The following is a 17,290-nucleotide window of genomic DNA, read 5'->3' as shown; positions in this document are numbered from 1 at the left end:
AGCGGAAAATTCGTTCTGTAGTGCCGTGCGCGTTGACGCCAGAGAGGAATTAGCTTACAAGGTTTAGCGATTTTAAAACGGTGTAGCGGTACGCGGCAGGATAATCTTCCGACGGGCGTCAGTCACAAGCGATACTGGCGTCAAAAAAGAAATATGCCAGCATAAAGTGGGCAGCAGCAAGCAGATAAAGGGCCGTTTTCAGCGCTAATATCAGCCGATGATAAGCACCGGCAACCCCCGGCCTGCGCAGCTGTAGCCCGTTTAATGAAGGCACGTAAGGAAGAGCGTTACCGTCTCGCGAACCAAAGACCATACCTGTGTGCAGGTTGCCGGAGGCGATTTATTCGGTTGCCAAACGGCCATGAGTGTTGAGATAATTTTCTATCTGACTCTTGCTAATGCTTATGAGGTCTCAGTTCCTGTCCCGCCAGCAACGCGCTGAACGCGGGGTATCATCAACGAATTCTTAGTAATACCGACAAAATGGCAGAGAAACGCAATATCTTTCTGGTTGGGCCGATGGGTGCCGGCAAAAGCACTATTGGTCGTCAGTTAGCTCAGCAACTCAATATGGAATTTTTCGATTCCGATCAGGAAATTGAGCGACGTACCGGAGCGGATGTAGGCTGGGTATTTGATGTGGAAGGCGAAGCTGGTTTCCGCGATCGCGAAGAAAAAATCATTAACGAGCTGACCGAGAAACAAGGCATCGTACTGGCGACCGGCGGCGGTTCCGTCAAATCCCGTGAAACGCGCAATCGTCTCTCCGCCCGCGGCGTGGTTGTCTATCTGGAAACCACCATCGAAAAGCAGCTTGCCCGCACGCAGCGCGATAAAAAGCGCCCGCTGCTGCAGGTTGATGAACCGCCTCGTGAAGTGCTCGAAGCACTGGCAGATGAACGCAATCCGCTTTATGAAGAGATCGCTGACGTCACTATTCGCACTGATGATCAAAGTGCCAAAGTGGTCGCCAATCAGATCATCAACATGCTGGAAAAAAATTAATCCAGCATCCTGAGGGCTCAGCAACAGGTATCGGTCATCATGGAGAAGATCACTGTCTCACTGGGGGATCGTAGTTACCCCATTACCATTGCTGCCGGATTGTTTAAGGATCCGGCTTCTTTTTGGCCGCTGAAGGCAGGCGATCGCGCCATGCTGGTAACCAACCAGACGCTGGCCCCGCTCTATCTCGGGAAAGTCGCAACGCTGCTGACCCAGGCGGGCATCCATGTTGATCAGGTGATTTTGCCTGACGGTGAGCAGTATAAAACGCTGACCGTCATGGATGAGGTCTTTACCGCGCTGCTGCAGAAGCCGCACGGCCGCGACACCACGCTGATTGCGCTGGGTGGTGGCGTGATTGGCGATCTCACCGGATTTGCCGCTGCCAGCTATCAGCGCGGCGTCCGATTTATTCAGGTGCCCACCACGCTGCTGGCGCAGGTTGACTCGTCAGTAGGCGGAAAAACCGCCGTCAATCATCCGCTCGGTAAAAACATGATTGGCGCGTTTTATCAGCCCGCCTCGGTGGTCATCGACACGGATTGTCTCTCCACGCTACCGCCGCGCGAGCTGGCGTCTGGCCTGGCAGAGGTGATCAAATACGGCATTATTCTGGACGGTGAATTCTTCCACTGGCTGGAGCAAAATCTTGATGCGCTGCTGGCGCTGGATGCGCGCGCAATCGCCTGGTGTATTCGCCGCTGCTGCGAGCTGAAAGCGGAAGTGGTTGCTGCCGACGAGCGTGAAAACGGCCAGCGTGCGCTGCTCAATCTGGGCCATACGTTTGGTCATGCGATTGAAGCGCATATGGGCTATGGCAACTGGCTACATGGCGAAGCCGTGGCCGCAGGTATGGTGATGGCCGCGCGTACGGCGCAACGGCTGGGGCAATTTACCGCAGCAGAGAGCGAACGCGTGATTGCGCTGCTGCAGCGTGCTGGCTTGCCGGTAACCGGTCCCGCTGAGATGACAGCTGAAGCGTATCTGCCGCACATGATGCGCGACAAAAAAGTGATCGGGGGCGAGCTGCGTCTGGTGCTGCCTCTCGCTATTGGTCGCTCTGAAGTGCGTGCCGGTGTTGCACATGATATGGTGCTGGCTGCAATTAACGATTGTCGCAGTAACTGAGCGCGAATGTAGCGTTCTGACAGCAGACCGTCATATAACGCTGCGGCAGGCAAGTTCAGGCTGAAGAAGAACGTTGTGATACGGTGTGTCGGAGACGCACCGTTTTACGGAGGAGGCGAGATGGATGAGTTCAAACCGGAAGATGAGTTAAAACCTGATGCCAGCGATCGCCGTCCCGCGCGATCCCGTAAAGCGTCTTCTGCGCCAAAGGCCAAAGCGCCGGTCTCCCGTCAGCATATGATGATGGGGATTGGCATTCTGGTGTTGCTGGTTCTGGTGCTGGGCATTGGTTCAGCGCTGACCGGGCCGGATGATAAACCCGCGGCTAACCGCAGCAGCGGCAGTGCGTCGACATCTGGCGGCAGTGAAAAACATATCGATCTCTCTGACTCCACCTCCATGAGCGGCCAGCAGGCAGCGGCCCCAACGGCTGAAGGCAGCGCGCCACAGGATACGACGCAGCCGGCAGCCGGCAGTGAAGGGCAGGCGATCTCAATGCCTTCCGTGTCATCCACGCCAACGCAGGCGCAGGTAACAGAGGCGCCTGCGAATCAGCAGCGCGTCACGCTGCCAGGCGATCTCAACAGCGCGCTGAGTAATCAGCAGGGCTCGGTAGATGCTGCCGCCCAGGGTGCGCAGGGCGGCTCTTCTCTGCCCACCGCGCCGGCTACCGTAAGCGGTAATGCTGGCAGCACAGCAGGAAAAGCGGTTACGCCGCCAGCTGTGCGGGCGGATAATGCGCCGCGTGCCAGCAGCAATAATTCACGCTCCACCGCATCCGGTACCAGCCATAAACCAGCGGCTGCGGCAAAACCGTCTGCGACCCGCGAGAGCCAGACCCACACCACGGCGGCGCACAACCCGCCTGCCAGCAGCGCCAGCAAGTCTCTGCCTTCGGGTGGCAACTATACGCTGCAGCTGAGCGGAGCGTCGAAGCAGGAGAGCCTGACGGCGTGGGCAAAAAAACAGAATCTGAGCGGCTATCACGTGTATAAAACCACACGTAACGGTCAGCCCTGGTACGTGCTGGTCAGTGGCGCTTACGCGACGCCTGCCGAAGCGAAACGGGCTGCGGCTGCGCTGCCTGCAGAAGTACGTGCGGTTAATCCGTGGGTAAAACCGCTGAGCCAGGTTAAGAAAGAGAGTCAGTAAATTGATGTGGGGCCCGCTGCTGCGGCCCCGTTTAAGCGCAGATCTGCTGTCGGTTTCACCACAGCTACAATGAAGATGTAATAACCACGACAGCATGAAAAAAAATCGCGCTTTCCTGAAATGGGCCGGTGGGAAATACCCACTGCTTGACGATATTCGTCGTCACCTGCCACAAGGCGACTGCTTAGTTGAGCCTTTTGTGGGCGCCGGTTCCGTATTTCTCAATACCGATTATGACCGCTACCATCTGGCGGACATCAACGGCGATCTCATTAACCTCTACAACATTGTCAAAACGCGTACGCAGACATTTATTGCGGATGCGCGTCAGCTGTTTACGCCGGAAGGAAACAGCGCTGAGCACTATTATGCGCAGCGGCTGGCATTTAACGCCAGCCGCGATCCCTACCAGCGCGCCGTGCTGTTCCTCTATCTGAATCGTCACGGCTATAACGGCCTGTGTCGCTACAACCTGCGCGGTGAATTTAACGTGCCTTTTGGCCGCTACCGCAAACCCTACTTTCCGGAAGCTGAACTACTCTGGTTTGCAGAGCGCGCGCAGAAAGCGACCTTTGTCTGCGAATCGTACGATGTTACCCTGAACAGCGCTGCTGCAGGCTCGGTGGTCTATTGCGATCCGCCCTATGCACCGCTGTCGGCAACGGCCAACTTCACGGCCTATCACACCAACAGTTTCAGCCTGCGCGAGCAGCAGCATCTCGCGGAGCTGGCCGGGAAGCTGGCTAAGAGCCAGATACCGGTCCTGATTTCCAATCACGATACGCTGCTGACCCGGGAGTGGTATCAGAACGCGGATTTACATGTAGTAAAAGCCCGGCGTTCTATCAGCCGAAGCATAAGTGGTCGTACGCAGGTGGACGAACTGCTGGCGCTTTTCCGCTAGCCTGTTTCGTCCGCGACCAACGCATTACGTCAGCTGAGACTGGCGCACAACATTGGGAGAATCGGATGAAACAATTTTTACTGGCCCCTTCAATTCTTGCCGCTGACTTTGCCCGTCTGGGTGAAGATACCGCCAAAGCACTGGCGGCAGGCGGCGATGTCGTGCATTTCGATGTGATGGATAATCACTATGTGCCCAATCTGACGATGGGACCTATGGTGCTGAAAGCGCTGCGTGACTACGGCATTACGGCACCGATTGATGTGCACCTGATGGTCAAGCCAGTGGATGCGCTTATCCCGGAGTTTGCGAAAGCGGGTGCCAGCTATATCACATTCCACCCGGAAGCCAGTGACCACGTGGATCGCACGCTGCAGCTCATCAAAGAGCATGGCTGTAAGGCGGGCCTGGTGTTTAATCCGGCAACGCCGCTGAGCTACCTTGATTACGTGATGGATAAGCTGGATATCATTCTGCTGATGTCGGTCAATCCCGGCTTTGGCGGCCAGTCATTCATACCGGGCACGCTGGATAAACTGCGCGAGGCGCGCCGGCTGATCGATCAGAGCGGCTATGACATCCGGCTCGAAGTGGATGGCGGTGTAAAAATCGACAATATCGGACAGATTGCTGCCGCCGGCGCAGATATGTTTGTCGCCGGTTCGGCCATCTTCGGTCATCCCGATTACAAAAAAGTTATCGATGAAATGCGCACGGAACTGGAGAAAGTTAATGGCTCATTTCACTGATATCCGCGCGCTGGCCTTTGACCTTGACGGAACGCTGGTGCATAGCGCACCGGGCCTGTCACAGGCGATCGATCGGGCGCTGGGCGATCTGCAGCTGCCGGCGCCGGGCATTGAGCGGGCATCAGCCTGGATAGGTAACGGTGCCGATATTATGATGGCGCGCGCCCTGACCTGGGCGCTGGGCCGCGAGCCGCATGCGGAAGAGCAGCGTGACGCACGCGCCTGTTTTGACCGGCACTACGCTGACACGGTTGAGTCAGGCAGCACGCTGTTTCCGCAGGTAAAAGAGACGCTGCTCGCGCTGCGCGACCAGGGATTACCTCTCGCTATCGTTACCAATAAACCAACGCCGTTTGTCGCTCCGCTGCTGGCCTCTCTCGGCATCAGCGACTCTTTTTCACTGATTATCGGCGGTGATGACGTAGCGGTGAAAAAACCGCATCCGGCCGGCATCTTCCTGGTGCTGGGCCATTTCGGCGTACTGCCGGAACAATTGCTGTTTGTCGGGGATTCACGCAATGATATCCTCGCGGCACAGGCTGCCGGTGTACCGAATGTCGGTATGACGTTTGGCTACAACTACGGTGAGTCTATTACCACCAGCCGGCCCGATTTAACTCTCGACACTTTTGGCGAACTTCTGCCCGCACTCGGGCTGTGATTATCAGGATATAACATGAGCAAACCCATCGTTTTCAGCGGCGCCCAGCCTTCAGGTGAACTGACCATTGGCAACTATATGGGTGCGCTGCGTCAGTGGGTGCAGATGCAGGATGACTATCACTGCATTTACTGCATCGTCGATCTGCACGCGATCACCGTGCGTCAGGACCCGGCCACGCTGCGTAAAGCGACGCTGGATACGCTGGCGCTCTATCTGGCCTGCGGCATTGACCCGGAAAAAAGCACTATTTTTGTTCAGTCGCACGTGCCGGAGCATACGCAGCTGAGCTGGATCCTGAACTGCTACGCCTACTTTGGCGAGCTGAGCCGTATGACACAATTCAAGGATAAATCTGCCCGCTATGAAGAGAATATCAACGCCGGTCTGTTTGACTACCCGGTGCTGATGGCGGCCGATATTCTGCTGTATCAGACCAATCAGGTTCCGGTAGGCGAAGATCAGAAGCAGCATCTGGAGCTGAGCCGCGATATCGCTGCCCGTTTCAACGCGCTTTATGGTGACGTGTTTAAGGTTCCGGAGCCGTTTATTCCGAAATCGGGCGCGCGCGTAATGTCGCTGCTGGAGCCGACGAAAAAGATGTCCAAGTCGGATGACAACCGCAACAACGTTATCGGCCTGCTGGAAGATACCAAATCGGTCGTGAAGAAGATCAAGCGTGCGGTTACTGACTCCGAAGAGCCGCCGGTGGTGCGCTATGATGTCAAAGAGAAGGCGGGCGTCTCCAACCTGCTGGATATTCTCTCAGGCGTTACCGGCAAATCGATTGCGGAGCTTGAACAGCAGTTTGAGGGAAAAATGTACGGGCACCTCAAGGGCGACGTTGCCGAGGCGGTATCCGGCATGCTGACCGAGCTGCAGGCGCGCTATCACCACTTCCGCAATGATGAAGAGCTGCTCAACCAGGTAATGCGTGACGGCGCAGCTAAAGCGCGCGCGCACGCGCAGGAAACGCTGAAGAAAGTGTACGACGCCGTCGGGTTCGTCGCACAGCCGTAAACCGGCGCGGATGACGTAAAAAAAGGCGAGCCTTCCGGCTCGCCTTTTTATTGGGTCGCATCTGCCGCGCAAGGCGGCAGTGCCGGTATCATCAGTGGGTCACATGACCGTGCTGACGGTGCTTAGTGACAAAGCCGAGCAGCACGCACATGATAAACACCACGGCATAAAGGCCGTTGGCAGTAGAGAGCGCCGCATGCGCGCCACCTTTAGCCACTATCGGTCCGGTAACCACAAAGGTCAGCATGGTGCCCACGGTGCCGCAGGTCAGAATAAAGTTAACCAGCTTAGGCGAGGCCGCTTTGGTCTGCAGCGATCCCAGCGTAATGATGGTGGTATAAATCGCGCTGGAGAAGAAGCCCAGTGCCATAATGATCCAGTGCAGCATGCCCGCCTCCTGAGAGGAGACAAACCAGTACATCAGGCCGGTGGCCAGCGCAGCCAGCACCATCAGGATGCGCTGCAGGTCAAAGAAGCGCAGCAGGAAGCTAAACGCCCACATACCGACCATGTAAGCGGTCCAGAAGTTGCCGACCAGCTGCCCGGCAGAGGCGATATCCATGCCCATCGATTTGGTTGCATACTCCGGCACCCAGGAGATAAAGCCCAGCTGACCCAGGATATAACAGAGCGCGGCGATGGAGAGGAACAGCACGCCCACGCCCCATTTCTCTTTTTCCCCACCCTGAACGGCCGCTTCACTTTTGAGAACCGGAAACTCCACCATCAGCGTCAGAACAAAAATAGCCAGATAGATAACGCCGATACAGGCATATACCCAGTACCACGGCAGCGCCCGCGCCAGCAGTACGCCAGCAATAATCGGGAAAATCGTGCCGGCCATGCTGAAAAATGAATCAGTAAACAGCAGGCGTGAACCGCGCTGGCGACCGTCATAGATATGGGTGATCAGGAAGGTACCAATTGACATGGTAATGCCGCTAACCACGCCCAGAATAAACATGCAGAGTGAAAAGACCTGCAGGTTATGGCTGGTCATCAGGCCCGCTACCGCCAGAATCATCAGCACAAAGCCGAAAATCAGCTGGCGTTTCAGCGGCACAATCACCATCAGCCAGGCGTTCAGGAAAACGGCAACCAGAATGCCGGCGTTAAGGAAAGTAAAAGTGTTACTCATCTCTGAGATGGGTAGCTGGAAATATTGCGCGATATTATCCAGCACCATACCGGTCACAATCACCAGTGCGCCAGTGAGCGCATAAGAGAAAAAGCTGATCCAGGTAAGGCCGATGCGATTACGGTTTGTCATGTTCATAACCTGTGGGGGGACGATGAGGCAAAAGTGTCATGAATTGTAAATGGAACTGTGATCTTAATAAACAAGCAGTGAAATAAGCTACGCAAATTTCATGATATGTGTGATTTCAGTCACGCAAATGATTGCGCGGCGGCAAAAGTATGACGTTTGCAACATTCCGGTAAATATAGGTAAAACGCTGGCTCTTGTATTACATGCTCTTTACAATCAATTCTGTTTTTTAAGCCGATCTCCAGGGTAAGGACTCTTTCATGCTTAAACGTACTTTGACAGCGGCGATCGCCCTGTTAGCACTCTCTTCCGTATCTGCTTCTGCACTGGCTGCAAAAGGGGATACACATGTCCTGCTCACCACGTCAGCAGGCAACATTGAACTTGAACTGGATAACCAGAAAGCGCCGGTTTCAGTAAAAAACTTTGTGGATTACGTTAATAACGGCTTCTACAACAACACCATTTTTCATCGCGTGATCCCGGGTTTTATGATCCAGGGCGGCGGTTTTACCACGGATATGCAGCAGAAGCAGACCAGCGCGCCAGTCAAAAACGAAGCTGACAACGGACTGCGTAATCTGCGCGGTACCATCTCTATGGCGCGTACCGCTGAGAAAGACAGCGCAACCAGCCAGTTCTTCCTGAATGTGGCAGATAACGCTTTCCTGGATCACGGACAGCGCGACTTCGGTTATGCGGTATTTGGTAAAGTTGTGAAAGGGATGGATGTGATCGACAAAATCGCCCAGGTCCCGACTAAAGATGTGGGCCCGTACCAGAATGTCCCGGCAAAACCGGTTGTTATTACCTCCGCGAAAATCCTGCCTTAATCTGTTTCCGCGTCACCTGTAGCGTGACGTCGCTGACCGCGCTCCGGCAAAGCCAGAATTTGCTCTTATACTTAGGGCAAATCTTGTCAGCCGGAGGCGCTATGCCGCAAAAACTCACTGAAAAACAGAAAGCCACTTTGTGGCTGCAGCGTCGTGCTGCCAGCTATCAGGCCAGCTGCAGGCTGTCTGGTTATACCCTGACTGAGCCTGCGGTCACCGCTGAGCAGGCGGAAGATCGGCTTGCTTCGCTGAGGAGGCAGTATGGCGGATAATTCACTGGCGGTACGCGATCCCTACCTGTGGCACAACGATGATGTGCTGAAAAACCGGCTGGAAATTCATGATGCCGCGCAGCTGCGCAAGGCGGAGCTGGCGTTCAGTGCCGCGCGGCTGGCGACGCTGGATCCAGGTCCGCGTACACCGGGTCTGCCGCGTTTACGCCATATTCATCGCACGCTGTTTCAGGATCTCTACAGCTGGGCGGGCGAACTCCGCACCATCGATATCTGGCGCGACGAGACCCCTTACTGCCACTGCGAATACATTGAGAAAGAGGGCAATGCGCTGATGAGCGCGCTGGAGGAGGAGCAGGGGCTGACCGAACTTGATACAGACGCCTTTGTGGCCCGTCTGGCACATTACTACTGTGAACTCTATGTACTGCATCCGTTCCGGGCGGGCAACGGACGCGCTCAGCGCATCTTTTTTGAGCAGCTGGCGCTGCACGCCGGCTATCTGCTGGAGTGGGATCGGCTGGAGCCGGAGCCGTGGCAGAAGGCAATTCGCGAAGCGGTCGCGGGCGATCTCGCCGCGCTGACCGCGCAGCTGACAAAAGTGGTAAGCCCGGCGCGATAAAGTGCGTAGAATAGCGGCGGTTTGATCGACCTGAGGTCATGATGCTGCTGCTGCTTGATAACTACGACTCTTTTACCTGGAACCTTTACCAGTATTTTTGCGAGCTGGGCGCGCAGGTGCGCGTGGTGCGTAATGACGCTATCTCGCTGGCTGAGATGGCGGCATTGCCGCTAAGCCATCTGGTTATCTCCCCTGGGCCCTGCACGCCCGACCAGGCGGGTATTTCTCTGGATGCCATTCGCTATTTTGCCGGGCGGCTGCCGGTGCTGGGGGTGTGCCTCGGACATCAGGCCATCGCTCAGGCCTTTGGCGGAAAGGTGGTACGTGCGCGTCAGGTCATGCACGGGAAAACCTCGCCGGTACGCCACACTGGCGAAGGCGTGTTTCGCAACCTCGCTAATCCACTCACCGTAACGCGCTATCACTCACTGATTGTGGCGGATGGATCGCTGCCTGACGCGTTTGAGATCACCGCCTGGAGCCTGCGTGATAATCAGCCCGATGAAATCATGGGCTTTCGTCACCGCACGCTACCGCTGGAAGGCGTGCAGTTTCACCCCGAAAGCGTGCTCAGCGAGCAGGGCCATCAGCTGCTGAAAAATTTCCTTGAACGCTAACTTCCGTTTGCCATTCCGTGATTTCTTATGCATATTCCGTGATTATAATTTCATTTAAGATCACTCAATAGCCGGATGAGGTCAGCAATGGCAGCGGAAAACATAGCGGTAACCCGGGAGACGTTTGATAACGTCATTTTGCCTGTTTATGCACCTGCGCAGTTTGTGCCCGTAAAGGGCAAAGGCAGCCGCGTCTGGGATCAGCAGGGTAAAGAGTATATCGACTTCTCCGGCGGTATAGCGGTCACCGCGCTGGGTCACTGCCATCCGGCGCTGGTTGAGACGCTGAAGCGCCAGGGCGAAACGCTGTGGCACACCAGTAATGTTTTTACCAACGAGCCGGCGCTGCGTCTGGCGACGAAGCTGATTGCTGCTACCTTCGCCGACCGCGTATTTTTTGGCAATTCCGGTGCGGAAGCTAACGAAGCGGCGTTCAAGCTGGCGCGCTACTACGCCTGTAAAAAGCACTCGCCGTTCAAAAGTAAGATCATCGCGTTTCACAACGCTTTCCACGGCCGCACGCTGTTTACCGTCTCCGTTGGCGGACAGCCTAAATACTCTGACGGCTTCGGCCCCAAACCGGCCGATATCGTCCACGTCCCGTTTAACGATCTGGCGGCGGTAAAAGCCGTGATTGATGATCATACCTGCGCGATCGTTGTTGAACCGATTCAGGGTGAGGGCGGCGTGATGCCGGCAACGCCGGAATTTATGCAGGGACTGCGTGCGCTGTGCGATGAGCATAACGCGCTGCTGGTGCTGGATGAAGTACAGAGCGGCATGGGGCGCAGCGGCAAGCTGTTCAGCTATGAACACTACGGTATTCAGCCTGACATTCTTACGACGGCGAAAGCGCTGGGCGGCGGCTTCCCGGTGAGCGCGATGCTGACCACGCATGAGATCGCTTCCGTCATGGCGCCCGGCGTACATGGCACTACCTACGGCGGCAATCCGCTCGCCTGCGCGATTGCAGAAACCGCGCTGGATATCATTAACACGCCGGCGGTGCTGGCTGGGGTGGAGGCGCGGCGGCAGCAGTTTACCGACGCGCTGAGGGCGCTGGATAGTGAGCTGGATATCTTTAGCGAAATTCGCGGAAAGGGTCTGCTGATGGGCGCGGTACTGAAACCGGAACATGCCAGTAAAGCCCGCGATATTCTCAATGCAGCAGCGGCAGAAGGCGTGATGATCCTGACCGCCGGCAGCGATGTGATCCGCTTTGTGCCGTCGCTGGTTATCACTCCGGAGGAGATCGACGCCGGAATGACGCGCTTTGCGGCCGCGCTGCGCAGGGTTATTGCCGCCTGACTATCCTTTCGGACGAATAGCCCGCAGCCAGCGGCCATGATGCGGTCGCTGGCTCCATGCCAGAGAGGAGATGGTGTGCATGACGCTGAGATTCTGCAAAATGCGTTTAACATGCTGCTCGACAATCGTCACCGGCCCCTCATGCAGGTTTCCCGGCGCCTCCATAACGTTGCTCTCACTGCCCGGTCCGTCGTAGGTCAGCCGCTGCTGACAGCGCTGCAGGGCAATTTCGCACGACTGCAGATAGCGCTCTGCCAGAGCCGGGGTCAGCATGGTGTGCTCACGCGCCAGAATAGTCATGGCGTTAATATGCTCTACGATAAACTGACTGTGCGTGACCCACAGCCGCATATCCTTCAGATACTGCGCGTTAAAACCAGGCTCGCTGGTCGCCTGATTCAGCGCATTAAACAGCGCGTTATGCGCCTGGTTAACCTTTACCCGCTGGTAAGCCAGTTTTTCCGGCGCGTGATCCGGCCCCAGCAGCATGCGCAGCGCCTCCTGATACGCTTCCAGCGCATCGTGCGCATTCTGGCGCAGCAGACCACTCTGCCACTGCGGCCATAGCCAGATCATACCGGCGAAGGCGATCAGACAGCCCATCAGCGTATCCATCATCCGCGGCAGCAGGAACTGAGCACCATTCAGCGACAGCAGCTGCAGCGAGTAGACCGCCGTCACGGTGAAGCCAATCATCGACCAGCCATAATATTTGCGCGTCACCAGATAACTGGCCAGCGTGATTGCCAGCATAAACAGCAGCGCGATCGATTCCGGTACGGCGAAACGCAGCGATGCGGCGGCAATCAGCAGCCCGGCAAAGGTGCCGAGCGCCCGGTGCTGAATGCGCACGCGCGTGGCGCTGTAGCCATTCTGGCTGACAAACATAATGGTCATCAGGATCCAGTAGGGCTTGGGAATATTAAAAAACAGCGCAACAGAGCTGCCAAACATCAGCATAACGGCAAAGCGGGCCGCGCTGCGCAGCGCGCCGGACCTGAACGATAGATAGCTGCGCAGGGCGGGCAGCAGCGGCAGGCGCCGCTGGCGATCGGCCATCAGATCGCGCGTATAGAGCGGTTTCTGGGTGCGCAGCACGCGGGCGATGCGGCTGAAATGATAAAGGCAGAAGTGGCCAACCGGATTATCCGGATGCTGCCGCGCAATTTTTTCCAGCGCGCCGAGCGGCTTTTCCATCTGAAAGCGGGCGGGCAGCTGGTGATAGAGAATGGCATCGGCCAGCAGCCTGAGCTGTGCCGAAATGGTTTTTGCATTCCAGCGGATAACCGCTTCCGCATGACTCTGTTCTACCAGCTTTTGCACTTTCTCCGGCTGGTGCAGGCTGACAGCGATATGCTCCTGCAGATCCAGCGCCACCTGAAAAGCGCGCGTCAGCCGCTTATGGCTGTTATCGCGGCTGGCAGAAAGCATATGCATCTGCTGATAGCAGGTGGTGATCAGGTCAACCGCTTTCTGCTGGCGCGCCAGCAGCGGCGGCAGCGCTTTTTCCGGATCGGTCAGCTGTGTCAGCAGGGTATATTTGGCATCGCAGTAGTCAGCCAGCTCACGATAGAGCAGGCTCAGCGTTTCACGCATCGGCTGCTCTTTCCACAGCCAGTACCAGAACCAGTTAAACAGGCCATACCAGAACGTGCCGCCAATATAGAGCAGCGGCGGCACCCAGATCGGCATACGCCCCACCAGGCTCAGCGTAAAGATCGCTGCAATCAGCGTGCCGGGCAGCAGACGCCCGTGCAGCGGACTGATTTCGCCCGTCACGCCAATCAGCAGCGGCAGCACCAGCATAATAAGCGGCAGCGGAACCGCGGCGTTGGTGAGGTACTGGATCAGAAAACTGCCGGTGGCGAAAAGCGTACCGCCCACGATCAGGCGTTTGAAAAAGCGTTTATGCGGCGTATCAAGGCCGGCAATATTGCAGCAGGCGGGTACCAGCGAGAACAGCAGGCCTTTTTGCAGATCGCCACACAGCCATCCCAGCGCGACAGGCAGGCACAGCACCAGCGTCTGACGCAGAGCGTAATTGACTTCGGGATGATAGATGATTCGGCGCCACATCAGCTTATCGCAAACAGAAACGGCGTGATGGTGTCATCACGCCGTGGGGGGTGAAACAGCTTAGCGGGTGCCGTAAACGACGATGGTTTTACCGTGTGCGGAGATCAGGTTCTGATCTTCCAGCATTTTCAGGATGCGACCAACGGTTTCCCGTGAGCAACCCACGATCTGACCAATCTCCTGACGGGTAATTTTAATCTGCATACCGTCGGGGTGGGTCATGGCATCCGGCTGTTTAGCCAGATTAAGCAGCGTCTGCGCAATGCGGCCGGTAACATCCAGGAAAGCCAGGTTACCCACCTTTTCTGATGTCACCTGCAGGCGACGTGCCATCTGCGCCGACAGGCGCATCAAAATATCCGGGTTAACCTGAATCAGCTGACGAAATTTTTTGTAGGAAATTTCAGCAACTTCGCAGGCTGTTTTCGCACGCACCCAGGCACTGCGCTCCTGGCCCTCTTCAAACAGGCCGAGTTCGCCGATGAAATCTCCCTGATTCAGATAGGAGAGGATCATCTCTTTGCCTTCTTCATCTTTAATCAGTACCGCAACGGAACCTTTAACGATGTAGTAGAGCGTTTCTGCTTTTTCACCCTGATGGATCAGCGTGCTTTTGGATGGATATTTGTGAATATGGCAATGGGACAGGAACCATTCGAGTGTAGGGTCTGTTTGCGGTTTGCCGAGAACCATTCGCTATTATCCTCTATTGTAATCGTGCCCAAAACACAGGGGCATTCATTCCCTGTCAGGCGATGAAATCGTCCAGCGCGTCCTGTTAATAAAAATTATCCGGGCGGATGTGTAAGCTCTGCTTTTGATTCTGCCCGTCCTCATCAGCCACGACGAAGAAATTTTCAGCTCTGTTTGTAGCACAGCTTTTGCAGGCTGTCTTGTGTTGTCTCGCTTCAGCAGGCGGGCGATTGCTGTTTGCCGGATGAACGCGTACTCTGGCGCAAAACGCCGCTTCAGGAGAAAGAATAATGCAGGCACGTGTGAAATGGGTGGAAGGGCTGACCTTTCTCGGAGAATCCTCATCAGGACATCAGTTATTAATGGACGGGAATTCAGGCGATAAAGCGCCAAGCCCGATGGAGATGGTACTGATGGCCGCCGGCGGCTGTAGCGCGATTGATGTGGTCTCGATTCTGCAAAAAGGGCGTAATGACGTGGCTGACTGCGAGGTCAAACTGACTTCAGAACGGCGCGAAGAAGCACCACGTATTTTTACACAGATTAACCTGCACTTTATCGTCAGCGGCAAAGCGCTGAGCGAGAAAGCGGTGGCGCGGGCGGTTGACCTGTCGGCAGAAAAATATTGCTCGGTGGCGATCATGCTCGGCAAAGGGGTGGAGATCACCCACAGCCATGAGGTAGTTGAGCTGTAACAGCTGCCGGTGCGCATACCTCGCTACCCGTGAAACAGGCTTTGCAGGGTCGCCATTTATGGCGACCGATGCCACGTCGTCTGGCAGACATGGCCTCTACTCTATCCGTTTTCCTTCAATCAGCCGCTGCACCAGTGGCATCATGATCAGCTCCATCGCCAGTCCCATTTTGCCGCCCGGTACCACCAGCGTATTCATATGCGAAATAAACGATCCCTGAATCATCGCCAGCAGATAGGGGAAAGCGATACCTTCCAGGCCGCGAAAATGGATCACCACAAAACTCTCATCCAGTGAGGGGATCTCGCGCGCCGCGAACGGGTTAGAGGTATCAACTGTCGGTACCCGCTGAAAGTTAAGGTGCGTGCGCGAAAACTGCGGCGTGATGTAGTTGATATAATCTTCCATCGACCGTACCACGGAGTCCATCACCGCTTCGCGCGAATGGCCCCGTTCGCTGGTATCGCGTACCAGTTTCTGTATCCACTCAAGATTGACGATCGGCACCACGCCCACCAGCAGATCAACATGCTCCGCCACGTTATGCTGCTGCGTAACCACTCCGCCGTGCAGTCCCTCATAAAACAGCACATCAGTATTCTCCGGCAGCGGCTGCCAGGGAGTAAAGGTGCCCGGCACCTGATTCCACGGCACGGCCTCGTCATAGGTGTGCAGGTATTTGCGCGACTCTCCTATGCCGCTTTCGCCATAGCGCCGGAACGTCTGCTCCAGCAGGCCAAAGTCATTGGCGTCCGGACCAAAATAGCTGATGTGACGACCCAGATCGCGTGCTTTGCGGATCGCCATATCCATTTCCGGCCGGGTATAGCGATGAAAACTGTCGCCTTCTACTTCGGCTGCATGCAGCCCCAGCTGCTGAAAAATTTTACGGAACGCAAGGCTGGTTGTCGTGGTACCGGCGCCGCTGGAGCCGGTAACGGCGATAACGGGGTGTCTGGCTGACATACGGGTGCTCCCTGTGAGGTCGGGCGATGAGCATTGTTACCATGAATTATCCGGCAGTGCATCAGCCGCGAAACTCGCGCCGCGGCATAATATTGACCGTTTCATGCAGCTCAGACCAGACCAGCACCACCTCGCCCTGCTGCAGCTGGCGGCGCACGTCGGCTACCTTCTGCGCCAGGCTGCGCTCCTGCTCACCGTAGTCAGTGCCTTCGCGCAGAACAAAACTTTCAATCAGGTTTTCCAGCGTTGTTACATCCAGTTCCTGCCACGGAATAATCACAATTGCCCATCCAGATAAGTTGAGAGCCACTCCGGCACGCGCTGCTCCAGCCACATATGCGGTTGAAGCAGGCTGCCGCCGACAAAGCCAACGTGTCCACCCTGCTGCGTCAGCTGATACTCAATTGTGGCAGACAATTGCTGCGGCTGCGGGATCACCGCATCTGTCATAAAGGGATCGTCTTTGGCGTGGATGATCAGCATCGGCTTGCGCACGCCGGTTAACAGCGGCAGGCCGCTGGCGCGCTGATAATAATCGCTGGCGTCAAGAAAGCCGTGCGCCCGGGCGGTGATCGCATCGTCAAATTCGCGCAGGCGGCGAAACGCGCGCAGCTGCAGTACATCAACCGGCAGCGTGCCGGGCCAGGCGCGCAGTTTGCGCAGCGCATTCTTTTTCAGCTGCGTCAGCAGATAGTGCTGGTAGAAGCGGGAGAAGCCGATATCGAGCTTTTCACTGCAGGGGGCGAGCGCCAGCGGCGCTGATATCGCCACGGCCGCATCCAGCGGTGCCTCATTGCCCTGCAGGCCCAGTAAACAGGCGAGCATGTTACCGCCCAGCGACACACCTACCGCAGCTGTCGGCACGCTGCCCCATTCACGCCGCAGCCAGTGCAGGAAATAGGTCGCGTCTTCTGTTTCACCGGAGTGATAGATGCGCTGCAGCCGGTTAGGTTCGCCGCTGCAGCCGCGAAAGTGCATCACCACGCCAAGCCAGCCGCGCGCTTTGCACGCCTGCATCAGGCCGTGTGCATAAGGGCTGCGAAAATGGCCTTCGAGCCCGTGGAACATCACCATGCGCGGTTTGTGTCGCGCGCCGGCCGGATCTTCGCTCCAGGCGAGATCGACAAAGTCGCCATCCGGCAGCTCCAGCCGCTGCCAGTGTGGTTTAAGCGTGACGCGACGCCGTAGCAGGCGCGGCAGCAGGGTCTGCAAATGCGCATTGCCGAAGCCGCGCAGCGGAATAAAGGGATTGCCGGTGGGGCAATCTAAATAACCAGGGATAGTGCTTGTCTGATGCATAACTCGCTGATAGCTTCGATGGGTTGTCTGCTTTTAAGGATGAGGAGCATCCGGATACT

19 protein-coding genes are annotated in these 17,290 nt (G+C 56.4%); 13 read left to right on the top strand and 6 right to left on the bottom strand.

Translation table 11 applies throughout. The features are described 5' to 3' along the window. Nucleotides 1–483: 483 nt before the first annotated feature. From aroK to trpS, 7 genes are all read left to right on the top strand, one after another. A complete protein-coding gene (gene aroK / locus LAC65_RS14820) occupies nt 484–1,005 on the top strand; it encodes a shikimate kinase AroK (RefSeq protein ID WP_039380929.1) in 522 nt (173 codons plus the stop codon). A 39-nt stretch (nt 1,006–1,044) separates the two neighbouring features. Beyond that, nucleotides 1,045–2,133 carry a 3-dehydroquinate synthase gene (aroB, locus tag LAC65_RS14815; RefSeq protein ID WP_039380926.1) on the top strand — a complete coding sequence of 363 codons (1,089 nt, stop codon included), beginning with the start codon at nt 1,045–1,047 and terminating at the stop codon, nt 2,131–2,133. Nucleotides 2,134–2,253: 120 nt separating this feature from the next. Beyond that, a complete protein-coding gene (locus tag LAC65_RS14810; RefSeq protein ID WP_039380924.1) occupies nt 2,254–3,285 on the top strand; it encodes an SPOR domain-containing protein in 1,032 nt (343 codons plus the stop codon). A gap of 94 nt (nt 3,286–3,379) precedes the next feature. Next, entirely contained in the window at nt 3,380–4,189 is an 810-nt protein-coding gene (gene dam / locus LAC65_RS14805) for an adenine-specific DNA-methyltransferase (RefSeq protein WP_039380921.1), read from the top strand. 65 nt (nt 4,190–4,254) lie between these two features. Then, the gene (gene rpe / locus LAC65_RS14800; RefSeq protein ID WP_039380919.1) at nt 4,255–4,938 is read left to right on the top strand and encodes a ribulose-phosphate 3-epimerase; all 684 of its coding nucleotides are present in this window, start codon (nt 4,255–4,257) and stop codon (nt 4,936–4,938) included. Next, complete coding sequence (locus LAC65_RS14795) at nt 4,922–5,599, top strand: phosphoglycolate phosphatase (RefSeq protein ID WP_039380916.1); 678 nt, start codon at nt 4,922–4,924, stop codon at nt 5,597–5,599. The genes rpe and LAC65_RS14795 overlap by 17 nt, the downstream gene beginning before the upstream one ends. Nucleotides 5,600–5,614: 15 nt before the next feature. Next, nucleotides 5,615–6,619 carry a tryptophan--tRNA ligase gene (gene trpS, locus LAC65_RS14790; RefSeq protein ID WP_039380913.1) on the top strand — a complete coding sequence of 335 codons (1,005 nt, stop codon included), beginning with the start codon at nt 5,615–5,617 and terminating at the stop codon, nt 6,617–6,619. A 91-nt stretch (nt 6,620–6,710) separates the two neighbouring features. Here trpS and tsgA read toward each other — a convergent pair whose 3' ends face one another. After that, nucleotides 6,711–7,889, bottom strand: coding sequence for an MFS transporter TsgA (gene tsgA, locus LAC65_RS14785; RefSeq protein WP_039380910.1), 1,179 nt, complete (start codon nt 7,887–7,889; stop codon nt 6,711–6,713). A gap of 260 nt (nt 7,890–8,149) precedes the next feature. On the opposite strand from tsgA, the gene ppiA reads away from it, so the two are divergent. The 5 genes from ppiA to argD all read left to right on the top strand — a co-directional run bounded on the left by ppiA (nt 8,150) and on the right by argD (nt 11,502). Next, nucleotides 8,150–8,722 (top strand): peptidylprolyl isomerase A, encoded by a 573-nt coding sequence (gene ppiA, locus LAC65_RS14780; protein ID WP_039380907.1) that lies wholly within the window; start codon nt 8,150–8,152, stop codon nt 8,720–8,722. A gap of 101 nt (nt 8,723–8,823) precedes the next feature. Continuing rightward, on the top strand, nt 8,824–8,994 hold the full coding sequence (locus LAC65_RS14775; RefSeq protein ID WP_071669295.1) for a YhfG family protein: 171 nt from the start codon (nt 8,824–8,826) through the stop codon (nt 8,992–8,994). After that, nucleotides 8,984–9,577, top strand: a complete 594-nt coding sequence (locus LAC65_RS14770) for a putative adenosine monophosphate-protein transferase Fic (RefSeq protein WP_039380904.1) — start codon at nt 8,984–8,986, stop codon at nt 9,575–9,577. The genes LAC65_RS14775 and LAC65_RS14770 overlap by 11 nt, the downstream gene beginning before the upstream one ends. Before the next feature lie 41 nt (nt 9,578–9,618). Further along, nucleotides 9,619–10,194: an aminodeoxychorismate synthase component 2 gene (gene pabA, locus LAC65_RS14765; RefSeq protein WP_039380901.1), complete on the top strand. Its 576-nt coding sequence runs from the start codon at nt 9,619–9,621 to the stop codon at nt 10,192–10,194. Nucleotides 10,195–10,281: 87 nt separating this feature from the next. Then, the gene (argD, locus tag LAC65_RS14760) at nt 10,282–11,502 is read left to right on the top strand and encodes a bifunctional acetylornithine/succinyldiaminopimelate transaminase (RefSeq protein ID WP_039380899.1); all 1,221 of its coding nucleotides are present in this window, start codon (nt 10,282–10,284) and stop codon (nt 11,500–11,502) included. On the opposite strand, the gene LAC65_RS14755 is transcribed toward argD, so the two are convergent. Both LAC65_RS14755 and crp read right to left on the bottom strand, forming a co-directional pair. Beyond that, nucleotides 11,503–13,578 (bottom strand): YccS/YhfK family putative transporter, encoded by a 2,076-nt coding sequence (locus LAC65_RS14755; RefSeq protein WP_224144792.1) that lies wholly within the window; start codon nt 13,576–13,578, stop codon nt 11,503–11,505. A gap of 60 nt (nt 13,579–13,638) precedes the next feature. After that, entirely contained in the window at nt 13,639–14,271 is a 633-nt protein-coding gene (gene crp / locus LAC65_RS14750) for a cAMP-activated global transcriptional regulator CRP (protein WP_000242755.1), read from the bottom strand. Between the two features lie 290 nt (nt 14,272–14,561). On the opposite strand from crp, the gene LAC65_RS14745 reads away from it, so the two are divergent. Next, the gene (locus tag LAC65_RS14745) at nt 14,562–14,966 is read left to right on the top strand and encodes an OsmC family protein (RefSeq protein WP_039380892.1); all 405 of its coding nucleotides are present in this window, start codon (nt 14,562–14,564) and stop codon (nt 14,964–14,966) included. A 96-nt stretch (nt 14,967–15,062) separates the two neighbouring features. Here LAC65_RS14745 and LAC65_RS14740 read toward each other — a convergent pair whose 3' ends face one another. From LAC65_RS14740 to LAC65_RS14730, 3 genes are all read right to left on the bottom strand, one after another. After that, on the bottom strand, nt 15,063–15,932 hold the full coding sequence (locus tag LAC65_RS14740) for a phosphoribulokinase (protein ID WP_039380889.1): 870 nt from the start codon (nt 15,930–15,932) through the stop codon (nt 15,063–15,065). Nucleotides 15,933–15,993: 61 nt separating this feature from the next. Next, nucleotides 15,994–16,212 carry a YheU family protein gene (locus tag LAC65_RS14735; RefSeq protein WP_039380886.1) on the bottom strand — a complete coding sequence of 73 codons (219 nt, stop codon included), beginning with the start codon at nt 16,210–16,212 and terminating at the stop codon, nt 15,994–15,996. Next, nucleotides 16,209–17,231: a hydrolase gene (locus LAC65_RS14730; protein ID WP_224144791.1), complete on the bottom strand. Its 1,023-nt coding sequence runs from the start codon at nt 17,229–17,231 to the stop codon at nt 16,209–16,211. The genes LAC65_RS14735 and LAC65_RS14730 overlap by 4 nt, the downstream gene beginning before the upstream one ends. Nucleotides 17,232–17,290: the final 59 nt, after the last annotated feature.

The sequence above is a fragment of the Pantoea eucrina genome (genome assembly GCF_020079945.1).
GTDB classification, from domain to species: Bacteria; Pseudomonadota; Gammaproteobacteria; order Enterobacterales; family Enterobacteriaceae; genus Pantoea; species Pantoea eucrina.
The sequence above is the reverse complement of the archived record's forward strand: the minus strand, read 5'-3'. Positions and strand labels throughout refer to the sequence as shown.